Source organism: Xanthomonas sacchari (genome assembly GCF_024266585.1).
Classification (GTDB): Bacteria; Pseudomonadota; Gammaproteobacteria; order Xanthomonadales; family Xanthomonadaceae; genus Xanthomonas_A; species Xanthomonas_A sacchari_C.
Window position 1 is genome coordinate 126,987 of sequence record NZ_CP100647.1, and the last position, 12,031, is coordinate 139,017.

Consider the following 12,031-nt stretch of genomic DNA (forward strand, 5'->3'; position numbering starts at 1 on the left):
GCGCTGGTCTTAACCTGGCGGAGTGGCTGGTGACGGTGCTGCTGTCGCCCAGCACCGAGGTCACGCTGAGGTCGTGCCCTGCCGCGGCGAGCAGGCTGCCCACGGCGCCGCGCTAGGTGGTGTCACCCTTTGAGGTGAGAGGGATGTTCTGGCCGGCCAGCTCCGTGTTCTTCCATGTCGCGCTGTCGGCGTTGGAGGAATGGCTGCCGAAATTGGCTTGCAGATAGGCGTAGTAGCCGGTCTGCGCACCAACCGAAGCGCCACCCCCACCTCCACACCGGCATTGCTGCCCTTGCTTTGTTCCGAACCCGCGGACTTGCCTGCTTCCAGTACCAGGTCACGTGCCGCGTCCAGGCTCAGCGTGTCGCCGGCCTTCAGGTTGCCCTGCACCACGTGCAGATCGCCGCTGGTGCTGGTCAGGCTGACGTTGCCGCCGCCACTGATGGTCGAACCTTGCGCGGTCTGGCTACCGGCCTTGTACTTCTCCGTGCTCGTGGCATAGCCCACGCCCGCTTCCACGCTGACCAGCGCGCCGCTGCCGGCGCCGCTGGCCAGGCTGCTGATCGCGCTGGCGGCCTGGTAGCCGTTGGCCGCTGCCGCCATGCCCTGCATCGCCGACAGCCTGCCGTCGGAGTTGCGCGCCGCATCGACGTTGTTGATCAGGTCGATCAGTGGCGACTTCACCCGCGCGAACGCGCCGATCTTCAGCGTGTCGTCCTGCAAGGACGCGGCGTGGCTGTCGTTGGCGATGAGCAACTGGATCGACGCGGCAATCACGTCCACGTCCTTGGCCGCGACCACGTTGCTGGCGCTCTGCGTGTAGGTGCCGCCCGCGCTCAGGCTGACGTTGCCGCCCAGGCTGCCGACGCTGCTGGCCACCTGCGTCACCGTGGCGTTGTCGTCGCGGTGCTTCTCGGTGTGATAGCCGGAGAAGCGCTCGGTGTCGGAAATGACCACCGTGCCGATCGCCTTGTTATCCGAGACGTTGGCGTTGCCGGCGGTGTCCTGCCCGCTCTGGATGGTCAGGTCGCCCGCCGCGTGCATCGCCACGTTGCCCTGTGCGGCGACATTGCTGGCAGTGAGGGTGATGTCGCCCTGGGTCGTGCTCAGGCTGGCGTTGCCGCCCACCGACAGTTGCGTGCCGGTGATGGTGTCGGTCTGGCCATTGCCGTTGCCTTTCTGGTTGTAGTTGCCGAACGGCAGGCCCGCCGCATTATTGAAACTCCAGCCCTTGCCGCGGCTGTCGTTGCCGCTGGACTCGGTGGTATGCGCCACGCCCAGGTCGATGTTCTGGCTCGCAAGCAACAGCGCGTTGCCCTCGGCCGACAGTTGCGTGCCCTGGCTGGTGATCGAACCGTCGCTGGCGAGCAGGGTCATGTTGCCGCCGGCGCTGACCTGGCTCACCAGCGAGTGAGCCAGCTGCTCCACACCGTCAACATAAGGCCAATGCCGGCCATAAGGCCGCCAACCCACGGTGTTGCCCCCAGCCCCAGTCGGGAATCCGCGACCAATCCGTCGATGAAGGCACCAAGCGCGATGCCAGCATCCGCAGCCGAAACGTTGAGGGTCGAGGCGATGTCCACGTTGCCGGGCCGATAGGTAGCCGCCCTTGCCCGAGAACAGGCCCAACTGTTCGGTCACGCCGGAGGAGTTGCCACTGGCCTTAGCTGTGCTCGCTTAGCCGCTGGCGTTCCAGGCGGTGCGAACGAGAGTTGGATGCAGCCGCCGGGGCTGCTTTTCTGCACCTTTGCTATCTCCTTTTTGCGTTCGCCTTTACATCATGAAAAATTAAAATGAGGATGCACCCCATCCTTATAGCGCCATTTGCCACCGGACATGAAAGAATCTTCACCAAGATGGGCACGAATTTGATCTTTCGTTTTCTCGTCAACAGGTGACACGACATCATCCGCTGCATAAAGCACGTATAGTTCTTCAGACAATATTTTAACCTTCAAGAAAGGCGCGGATTCTATTCTGCATCTCCCGAACATATCAATGTAATCTTTTCCGTAGATGGAAATACTTGGTATATCAGGAAGCCTCTTCCAGAGATCAACCGGATTGTCCCAGTTTTTTACAGCCATACTTCGTATTTCACCATAGGAGACATCAAAGATAGTCGCCAACCCTTTGAATAGATCGATAAAACAATCCAACGCGCCAGGCTTACTTGAAATTAAGTTATTCCGCAATGTTCCACCAATGAAACAAAACTCCGGAGGTTCAGTTTTATTCCATTGCAACTGATAGCCCCCCCCACCAAATTCCAACACCAGACTTATGGCATCGGGTTGAACCTGGCTTTTCTTGAAAATTAAATCAAGCACTTCAGCCGATTCGCGGATTGGCTTATCGCCACTAAAAAAACCAAAGCTTCTAGGCCTTATCTCCTCCGGCGCACCGAGCAATTCCTCTATAATCTTCGACACCATTTCTCTTTCAAAATTGCTCTTTGCAGAGAACAATGAAAAGGTTATGCCTTGTATCAAATTACTCATGAAATTTTACCTGCTTGATCTTTACACCACGTTGGCGTGCGTAATTTAGCAGAAGATCGCTTATGGGCGTATCCCCACCTGGGGTGTAATAGATCAATGTCTTACTTTCAGTTCCAACTGACCAGTCTATTAGCCCACGCGCCTGCAAGTCGAACGGGATGCTTTCTCCAGTCTTTGCATCCGCATACGCGGCCACCTTTCCTTGCTGTGTGTAAAGAGTGTAATCAGGCTTGACATAGTTCTTTCCCATTCCAGCCAATTCGGGTGTTGGCAACCTTTCCTGTGTCGCAACTAAGCCCCTTGCATCAAGTCCAGAAAGCTTTGTCGCAAGCACATAGTCATCAAAGCTATTTCCCATCGCATTGTTAACCACCACGTTGGAGGTGGCTCGCGCAACATCGTCAGCAGGCCCAACTACAGCATTTACCGGCTCAAGGGTTTTAATAGGCAACGCCGTGGCTGACCTGCCCAGACCAGCAGCCGCACCGGACGGAACAAATCCAATCAGGGAATAGAGCGCTTCTGCATAAGGAGAGGGCAGCCCTGTTTTGCTCAGCAGCATGCCACCAAGCGTGGAAGTCGTCTCACCCGTCGCCACCGTGCTTAAGCCGGCAGCAGTCTGATCCGCGCCCCAAGGTACCAGCACACAAGAGATCGCGGTCTCTGCGCATCCTCCACCACCCGCAAGCATGGCTGCTGCGCCCGCTCCTGTTTGTAACAGACCGCCAAAGCGCGCAAAGGGATGTCCATTGCTGTTATCCCATTTTGTCGTGGCATCTGTCCCTACGTCCAAGAATCCATAGCCGAACAGCTGCTCGTCAGGTGCTTTGCCCGTTTTTGCTGCGAGACTTGTGCCGAAATTCTTGTACGTCTGCGTTGACAGCAGCTCTTGCTCGTCTTTGAGCGGTGCACCTGCAGCCTCAACAGCAGCCCAGAATTTTTGATCTTCGCTACCGTCCGCATACTGGGCGGAGCATTTCACCAATGCGCATGCAGCAGCAGTGAGCCGCGCCTCTTCGGACACATCGCCCTTACTTAGTTCCTTGATCCGATTGATTTCTATGTCCGTCAGCATGCAGTTGTTTTCGACCGCATTGCGCGCGATCGCGCTGCCGACCGCCGTGTCGCTCAAGCTCCCGCCCGTGATCCCGCCCACCAACGCGCCAACCGCCTGCGACAAGGCCAGGATAGTCTGCTTGTCCTGCTCGGAGAGATCGCTCGGCTTGGCGTCGGCGCCGTAGAGCGTCTTGGTCAGGTATAGCGCTGCAGCTTCGCCGCCCGCTCCAGCCAACGCACCGCCTGCACCTGAACTGCCGTTGGCTTCGGCCAGCACAGCACCCAGTAGCGCATGCGAGAGCAGTTGCGCGGCCGCGTTCGGGTCGCTGCCGTGGTCGCCATCGAAGGTCCGCCCGATCAGTTGCGCCGCATACGGTGCCAGCGCGTTGCTCGCCACCTGCGTGCCGCTCTGCCCGGACACACCACCCACCAGCGCAGTGGTCACCGCCTGCAACGCACGGCTGTACTCACCGCCGGTGTCCCATTGGGTTTGGCTGGTATAGGCATCTCGGTAGGCTGCACTCTGGCTCAGCAACAGATCCTGTTGCTGAGTTGGATCCAGTTTCGCGAACGCCGCTTGCTTATCGCCGTTCAGGCCTTCCAGGTAGGCATCGCGCGCCTCGGCAGTCTTCTTCGCCGCACTGGCCGCGATGTCGCCAGCCACCTGCAGATTAACCAGCCCCGGATCAGAGCTTCCATGCAGCACTGATTAGCGCGACTAATGGCGGGCTCTATTTCTTTGTGAAGTCCTACCAGCCAAGCATCTAAAACGGTCCCAATTTTGGGGCGAGCATGATTGACCGTTGACCTATTTTCATCATACTTCTCCTCCAAAATGGAAATTGAACATGACCGGCTCAAATCCTTTAGCTCTTGACTTCACCGGATCAAAAATCATCACTCCCACCTTCTAACAACTTTATTTCCACTGAACATCGTGGTCGTTGAATTCTTCGGGGAGCCAGACCCAACTGGCGCGCCGAAGTCGCGGCCCACCTTCCGCACCTCGCCGTTACCGGAGCCAGTCTGTTTCCGCTAGTCGCGAAAATGTTTCTGAGGCGTCATCCTCTAGTACAATAGCTAAAACCTTTCCGCAGAGCCGCACCAAGTTCTGCATTAGATACATTTGATGGCAAACAAAAAGCAAAAGGACCTTTGTCTTTTCTAACTGTAAATCCATCTATTGATTTTTTATGCGTTGGCTGAATTTCAATCTCATCCTCAAACATGCTGACGTCACAAGTATCCATTTTTTTATAGGCCGCACTACGTGACTTATAGCCATAATTCTTAATGATCCAAAGGTCTTGATCCTTAGATCTCTCCTGGATAATTCCGGAACTAAATATCCTTTGGAACTCTTCAGCGCTTACTTTTCTACTTCCTGCAAAAGAAGATCGTAGAGCAATACCCAACTCTGAATCACTTATGTTGGCCGGAAGATATATCGGTAGAACATCGGGCTCCGCAAATCCGAGAATTCCTTGAGACATAGTAGTTAAACAAAAAAAATCTCCGTTAAACCTCGCCAAAGCAGAAGCGATTAGAGTGCGCATATTTATTTTACCTTTGTCACATTTATCTTAATGCCCTTGCTATTTGCGTATTCAACCGACTTATAAATGGCCTCCATTTGTGCCGCCGTTGATTCAGTGGGTATCCCAAGCCCCATTACTTTTGAGTTGATGGCGGAACTTTTTAGAACAAAATTACCTTTCCCATCTTCAACAAAGTTTACCATCTTATCTACGTATGCATTCAAAGTCCGGGTAATACTATCAGGACGCAAGAAATACGTTGGAGACATGGTGTCCAAGGTTTTGTCACTAATAGCAACGCCATCTGGTGTGACATGATCAAATGTTGAAAAATTTTCTTTGATCAAATTTAGATCTATTGTCCCTGGCGGCAACTTCGACTGAACGAATTGTTCAAACGGCTTGCCCTGCTCTTTAATGCCCTGCCCCCATTTCACTCCAGTAGCGATACCATCTACAACGTCAGCACCTATTTTTACATCTATCGCAGATGAAATCGTCTCGTCTACACCTCCATTATTCCCTATTGAGGTTTTACCAAAGATAGGCGAAATCCCTGTTTTCGGAAGAACAAACGCCGATCCAATCTCAGCTAGCTGCCCGACCGTAAGGGTCAATGCATTGCGAGTACTGTCACTCGCGCCAACCGCCGTCGCGCCGAGATAGGCCAATCCCGCTGCAGCGCTATTCCCGAGCGTATCGAGAATGGCCATATTGTTTGAGAACTGCATCCCGCTAGGGGTCAAGCTCTCATTCGGGGCGGTGTTGTAGTACAGACCTGACTTGTTTCGCGCATCAACAAATGCCTGCTCGTTAACGCTCTTGTCGTGCCCGACCAGCATGTCTCTCCATGTGAAATTAGCATCGACATAGTCGCGCTTGTCGCTGCTCAAACCAGCATACGGATAGCCATAACTTGGACTCGGACCATTTCTAACGAGTTCCCATGCTGCGTCGGCACCATTTTGTGCCGCATATGCGCCAAGATAGGTCTGCAGATCCTGCATTTGCGCTGCGGTCAGCTGTTCTCCCGAACGATACTCCTGCAGCAAGCCATCGCTGACTTGGTCGCTGACATCGAGGATGACGAGATCTCTTGCTTCCTGCGCGGTCAGTTCGCCCGACTTGGCTTTGGCACGGAGCGCCTCAAGCTGCTTCTTTTGCTCATCACCTAGGAAATTGTTTTCGGCTGCATTCTTGGCAACCATGCTTCCCACCGCCGCATCGCTCAAGCTCCCGCCCGTCATCCCGCCCACCAGCGCGCCGACCGCTTGCGACAACGCCAGGATCGTCTGCTTGTCCTGCTCGGAGAGGTCGCTCGGCTTGGTGTCGGCGCCATAGAGCGTCTTGGTCAGGTATTGCGCTGCAGCTTCGCCGCCCGCTCCAGCCAGCGCACCTCCTGCGCCTGAACTGCCGTTGGCTTCGGCCAGCACAGCGCCTAGTAGTGCATGCGACAGCAACTGCGCTGCCGCATTCGGATCGCTGCCATGGTTGGCGTCGAAGGTCTGTCCGATCAGTTGCGCCGCATACGGCGCCAGCGCATTGCTCGCCACCTGCGTGCCGCTCTGACCGGACACGCCACCGACCAGTGCAGTGGTCACCGCCTGCAACGCACGGCTGTACTCACCGCCGGTGCCCCATTGGGTTTGGCTGGTATAGGCATCTCGGTAGGCTGCACTCTGGCTCAGCAAAAGATCCTGTTGCTGAGTTGGATCCAGTTTCGCGAACGCCGCTTGCTGATCGCCGTTCAGCCCTTCCAGGTAGGCACCGCGCGCCTCGGCGGTCTTCTTCGCCGCATTCGCCGCGATGTCGCCAGCCACCTGGCGACTGGTCTCCAGAACTGTCCCAGCAGCCGCGCCCATGGCTTGCTGCTCGGCCAGCACCTTGCGCACGTCCGGCAGCATCGCCAGCGCCTCGTTCGCCTTGCTGGCATCGGTGTTGATGCCCGTCTCCGCTGCCGTGGTGCGCTTGCCGCCGATCGTGATGTTGCCCTCGGTCAGCGTGGCGCGCGTGGTCGTACTGTCGTTGCCACTCTGGGACATCGGCAGTCCGCCGCCCAGCCCGCCGCTGTTGACTGCGCCATAGTTCCCATTAGCGATGTTGCTGCCGATGTTCTTGGCTTGGTCGCCCGCGCTCACTGCCACCGGGTTGCCATTGGCATCGGTGGCCGGTGTGCCGCTGCTACCGAACCCGCCAGCGAGACTGCCGGAGCTAGCCGAGTAGCCCATCCGGTTCTGCAAGTCGCTGAAGGTCAGCGAGGTTGCGGTCAGTTCGCTGTTGTCCGCGTTGGTGCTGGCGATCGCGCCGCCGACCAGGTTCACGTTGCCCGCATCGACGTGGTAGCCGCCCTTGCCGGCGAACAGGCCCGACTGTTCGATCACGCCGGTGGAGTTGCCGTTGGCCTTGGCCGTGCTGGCGTAGCCACTGGCGTCCCAGGCGGTACCGAAGGACACCTGGATACGGCCGCCGTAGCCGCTCTCCTTGGACTGAATGTTCGCCGTGTCCTGTAGCGACTCGATGGTCAGGTCGCCGCCGGTCTGCACGTCGATGCGGTCGGCCTTGGCCACCGCGCCGCGCAACGTGGTGTCGCCCTTCGAGGTGAGGGAGATGTTCTGCGCGGCCAGCTCCGTGTTCTTCCATGTCGCGCTGTCGGCGTTGGAGGAGTGACTGCCGACGCTGGCCTGTGCATAGGCATAGACGCCGGTCTGCGCGCCGACCGAGGCGCCCACGCCCACTTCCAGGCCAGCATTGCTGCCCTTGCTCTGTTCCGAGCCCGCGGACTTGCCTGCTTCCAGCACCAGGTCGCGTGCCGCGTCCAGGCTCAGCGTGTCGCCGGCCTTCAGGTTGCCCTGCACCACGTGCAGATTGCCGCTGGTGCTGGTCAGGCTGACGTTGCCGCCGCCACTGATGGTCGAGCCTTGCGCGGTCTGGCTGCCGGCCTTGTATTTCTCCGTGCTGGTGGCATAGCCCACGCCGGCTTCCACGCTGACCAGCGCGCCGCTGCCCGCGCCGCCGGCCATGCTGCTGATCGCGCTGGCGGCCTGGTAGCCGTTGGCCGCTGCCGCCATGCCCTGCATCGCCGACAGCCTGCCGTCGGAGTTGCGCGCCGCATCGACGTTGTTGATCAGGTCGATCAGCGGCGACTTCACCCGCGCGAACGCGCCGATCTTCAGCGTGTCGTCCTGCAAGGACGCGGCGTGGCTGTCGTTGGCGATGAGCAACTGGATCGACGCGGCAATCACGTCCACGTCCTTGGCCGCGACCACGTTGCTGGCGCTCTGCGTGTAGGTGCCGCCCGCGCTCAGGCTGACGTTGCCGCCCAGGCTGCCGACGCTGCTGGCCACTCACCGTGGCCCAGCGACAATTTACCTACGCGGACTCCTCTATTATATTAAAATACTACAAGTTACTTCTCATAAAAGTCTTCCCGAGAGAATAAATTCCCGGTTGGAATCAACTTCCTCTTATCAAAATAAACCACAGCCTCATGTCCATGAATTAATACTGCATACCCGTATACAACCCCATCTTCCTCACTAACTCCCATGACAACCCCTTTCTTACCCTGGTACTCCAGGTCTAATCCCGCGCGAACTTCAACCTCTTGATAGAATTCAAATTTCTCTTCTGTCATTTGTGCGTGATCCTTCCGTCCAATGAAACATTTAAGTGGGACCCGTCGCGAGTAGCCCAGCCGAGTTGAGATTTACCCGTCCTAGACAACTGTACATCCCACTCAAAAGTCTGACCTTCCGTGCGGGATGGTCCTTTTGTCCATTCGTTACCAAATCTATCAATATATCCGTTGTTTGGACCGCGCGGCAGTGGACTTGAAGGATCATAGTTTTGAGGGGGAACATAACGAATCTTACCTTGAACTGGCAAATCCACATACTTTATACGCCCTTTCATTGACCAAACCTTGGCAGAACCAGCTGAGCCAGATGGATCGAATGGAGGTTCATCAACGTATCTGAATATTTGATTATTTCCCAGGTTACTCTGTTTCCCACTATTTAATGCTACGGCTTCTTCATCAACAACCGCACTAATCGGCGGCAGATTTTTGAAGGGCAGTGCATCGACAGATGTTTGGCCAAAGATAGGCGAAATCCCTGTTTTCGGAAGAACAAACGCCGATCCAATCTCAGCTAGCTGCCCGACCGTAAGGGTCAATGCATTGCGAGTACTGTCACTCGCGCCAACCGCCGTCGCGCCGAGATAGGCCAATCCCGCTGCAGCGCTATTCCCGAGCGTATCGAGAATGGCCATATTGTTTGAGAACTGCATCCCGCTAGGGGTCAAGCTCTCATTCGGGGCGGTGTTGTAGTACAGACCTGACTTGTTTCGCGCATCAACAAATGCCTGCTCGTTAACGCTCTTGTCGTGCCCGACCAGCATGTCTCTCCATGTGAAATTAGCATCGACATAGTCGCGCTTGTCGCTGCTCAAACCAGCATACGGATAGCCATAACTTGGACTCGGACCATTTCTAACGAGTTCCCATGCTGCGTCGGCACCATTTTGTGCCGCATATGCGCCAAGATAGGTCTGCAGATCCTGCATTTGCGCTGCGGTCAGCTGTTCTCCCGAACGATACTCCTGCAGCAAGCCATCGCTGACTTGGTCGCTGACATCGAGGATGACGAGATCTCTTGCTTCCTGCGCGGTCAGTTCGCCCGACTTGGCTTTGGCACGGAGCGCCTCAAGCTGCTTCTTTTGCTCATCACCTAGGAAATTGTTTTCGGCTGCATTCTTGGCAACCATGCTTCCCACCGCCGCATCGCTCAAGCTCCCGCCCGTCATCCCGCCCACCAGCGCGCCGACCGCTTGCGACAACGCCAGGATCGTCTGCTTGTCCTGCTCGGAGAGGTCGCTCGGCTTGGTGTCGGCGCCATAGAGCGTCTTGGTCAGGTATTGCGCTGCAGCTTCGCCGCCCGCTCCAGCCAGCGCACCTCCTGCGCCTGAACTGCCGTTGGCTTCGGCCAGCACAGCGCCTAGTAGTGCATGCGACAGCAACTGCGCTGCCGCATTCGGATCGCTGCCATGGTTGGCGTCGAAGGTCTGTCCGATCAGTTGCGCCGCATACGGCGCCAGCGCATTGCTCGCCACCTGCGTGCCGCTCTGACCGGACACGCCACCGACCAGTGCAGTGGTCACCGCCTGCAACGCACGGCTGTACTCACCGCCGGTGCCCCATTGGGTTTGGCTGGTATAGGCATCTCGGTAGGCTGCACTCTGGCTCAGCAAAAGATCCTGTTGCTGAGTTGGATCCAGTTTCGCGAACGCCGCTTGCTGATCGCCGTTCAGCCCTTCCAGGTAGGCACCGCGCGCCTCGGCGGTCTTCTTCGCCGCATTCGCCGCGATGTCGCCAGCCACCTGGCGACTGGTCTCCAGAACTGTCCCAGCAGCCGCGCCCATGGCTTGCTGCTCGGCCAGCACCTTGCGCACGTCCGGCAGCATCGCCAGCGCCTCGTTCGCCTTGCTGGCATCGGTGTTGATGCCCGTCTCCGCTGCCGTGGTGCGCTTGCCGCCGATCGTGATGTTGCCCTCGGTCAGCGTGGCGCGCGTGGTCGTACTGTCGTTGCCACTCTGGGACATCGGCAGTCCGCCGCCCAGCCCGCCGCTGTTGACTGCGCCATAGTTCCCATTAGCGATGTTGCTGCCGATGTTCTTGGCTTGGTCGCCCGCGCTCACTGCCACCGGGTTGCCATTGGCATCGGTGGCCGGTGTGCCGCTGCTACCGAACCCGCCAGCGAGACTGCCGGAGCTAGCCGAGTAGCCCATCCGGTTCTGCAAGTCGCTGAAGGTCAGCGAGGTTGCGGTCAGTTCGCTGTTGTCCGCGTTGGTGCTGGCGATCGCGCCGCCGACCAGGTTCACGTTGCCCGCATCGACGTGGTAGCCGCCCTTGCCGGCGAACAGGCCCGACTGTTCGATCACGCCGGTGGAGTTGCCGTTGGCCTTGGCCGTGCTGGCGTAGCCACTGGCGTCCCAGGCGGTACCGAAGGACACCTGGATACGGCCGCCGTAGCCGCTCTCCTTGGACTGAATGTTCGCCGTGTCCTGTAGCGACTCGATGGTCAGGTCGCCGCCGGTCTGCACGTCGATGCGGTCGGCCTTGGCCACCGCGCCGCGCAACGTGGTGTCGCCCTTCGAGGTGAGGGAGATGTTCTGCGCGGCCAGCTCCGTGTTCTTCCATGTCGCGCTGTCGGCGTTGGAGGAGTGACTGCCGACGCTGGCCTGTGCATAGGCATAGACGCCGGTCTGCGCGCCGACCGAGGCGCCCACGCCCACTTCCAGGCCAGCATTGCTGCCCTTGCTCTGTTCCGAGCCCGCGGACTTGCCTGCTTCCAGCACCAGGTCGCGTGCCGCGTCCAGGCTCAGCGTGTCGCCGGCCTTCAGGTTGCCCTGCACCACGTGCAGATTGCCGCTGGTGCTGGTCAGGCTGACGTTGCCGCCGCCACTGATGGTCGAGCCTTGCGCGGTCTGGCTGCCGGCCTTGTATTTCTCCGTGCTGGTGGCATAGCCCACGCCGGCTTCCACGCTGACCAGCGCGCCGCTGCCCGCGCCGCCGGCCATGCTGCTGATCGCGCTGGCGGCCTGGTAGCCGTTGGCCGCTGCCGCCATGCCCTGCATCGCCGACAGCCTGCCGTCGGAGTTGCGCGCCGCATCGACGTTGTTGATCAGGTCGATCAGCGGCGACTTCACCCGCGCGAACGCGCCGATCTTCAGCGTGTCGTCCTGCAAGGACGCGGCGTGGCTGTCGTTGGCGATGAGCAACTGGATCGACGCGGCAATCACGTCCACGTCCTTGGCCGCGACCACGTTGCTGGCGCTCTGCGTGTAGGTGCCGCCCGCGCTCAGGCTGACGTTGCCGCCCAGGCTGCCGACGCTGCTGGCCACTCACCGTGGCCCAGCGACAATTTACCTACGCGG

7 protein-coding genes are annotated in these 12,031 nt (G+C 58.5%); all 7 read right to left on the minus strand.

Features of this window, described 5'->3' with window-relative positions:
- Window positions 1-60: 60 nt before the first annotated feature.
- The gene (locus tag NKJ47_RS00535; protein WP_429002470.1) at window positions 61-1,428 is read right to left on the minus strand and encodes a hemagglutinin repeat-containing protein; all 1,368 of its coding nucleotides are present in this window, start codon (window positions 1,426-1,428) and stop codon (window positions 61-63) included.
- Window positions 1,429-1,778: 350 nt separating this feature from the next.
- The gene (locus NKJ47_RS00540; RefSeq protein WP_254459649.1) at window positions 1,779-2,501 is read right to left on the minus strand and encodes a hypothetical protein; all 723 of its coding nucleotides are present in this window, start codon (window positions 2,499-2,501) and stop codon (window positions 1,779-1,781) included.
- A complete protein-coding gene (locus NKJ47_RS00545; protein ID WP_254459650.1) occupies window positions 2,494-4,221 on the minus strand; it encodes a VENN motif pre-toxin domain-containing protein in 1,728 nt (575 codons plus the stop codon). Before NKJ47_RS00545 ends, NKJ47_RS00540 begins: the two co-directional genes overlap by 8 nt.
- 397 nt (window positions 4,222-4,618) lie before the next feature.
- Entirely contained in the window at window positions 4,619-5,113 is a 495-nt protein-coding gene (locus NKJ47_RS00550; RefSeq protein ID WP_254459651.1) for a contact-dependent growth inhibition system immunity protein, read from the minus strand.
- Between the two features lie 2 nt (window positions 5,114-5,115).
- Window positions 5,116-8,439 carry a hemagglutinin repeat-containing protein gene (locus NKJ47_RS00555; protein WP_254459652.1) on the minus strand — a complete coding sequence of 1,108 codons (3,324 nt, stop codon included), beginning with the start codon at window positions 8,437-8,439 and terminating at the stop codon, window positions 5,116-5,118.
- A 62-nt stretch (window positions 8,440-8,501) separates the two neighbouring features.
- On the minus strand, window positions 8,502-8,729 hold the full coding sequence (locus NKJ47_RS00560; protein ID WP_254459653.1) for an Imm31 family immunity protein: 228 nt from the start codon (window positions 8,727-8,729) through the stop codon (window positions 8,502-8,504).
- Window positions 8,726-11,998, minus strand: coding sequence for a polymorphic toxin type 17 domain-containing protein (locus NKJ47_RS20690; RefSeq protein WP_302329801.1), 3,273 nt, complete (start codon window positions 11,996-11,998; stop codon window positions 8,726-8,728). Before NKJ47_RS20690 ends, NKJ47_RS00560 begins: the two co-directional genes overlap by 4 nt.
- Window positions 11,999-12,031 lie beyond the last annotated feature (33 nt).

Coding starts and splice junctions, on each gene's coding strand:
- NKJ47_RS00560 (WP_254459653.1), bottom strand. CDS start 8,729: ATGACAGAAGAGAAATTTGAATTCTATCAAGAGGTTGAAGTTCGCGCG.
- NKJ47_RS00550 (WP_254459651.1), bottom strand. CDS start 5,113: ATGCGCACTCTAATCGCTTCTGCTTTGGCGAGGTTTAACGGAGATTTT.
- NKJ47_RS00540 (WP_254459649.1), bottom strand. CDS start 2,501: ATGAGTAATTTGATACAAGGCATAACCTTTTCATTGTTCTCTGCAAAG.